Below are 236 nucleotides of genomic sequence, written 5' to 3' on the forward strand. Positions count from 1 at the left end.
ACAAACGCTTTCTCGACGACGGTATCCCGCAACTGCGGCTGTACTCTGGCGACGCGCCATATTTGCAAAAGAGCGTGGGACTTGTGGTGATCCTGATGGTGCTGGCCTTAGCCTGGCGCCTGTGCAGGCGCAATCTGCCGGTGCTCTGGGCTGAGGCGCGGCGCGGGGCAGCGCGGGCCTGGTGCAACTGCGGCGCGCGGGGGCTGTTGGGCGTCGCCAAGAGCCTGGATGGCATC

1 pseudogene is annotated in these 236 nt (G+C 66.1%); it reads left to right on the plus strand.

Annotation, left to right across the window (positions count from 1 at the left end):
- A pseudogene (locus tag R0J92_RS26600) lies at positions 1-236 on the plus strand (hypothetical protein); the annotation flags it as partial.

It is taken from the genome of Tritonibacter sp. SIMBA_163 (assembly GCF_046535935.1).
Taxonomy (GTDB): Bacteria; Pseudomonadota; Alphaproteobacteria; order Rhodobacterales; family Rhodobacteraceae; genus Epibacterium; species Epibacterium scottomollicae.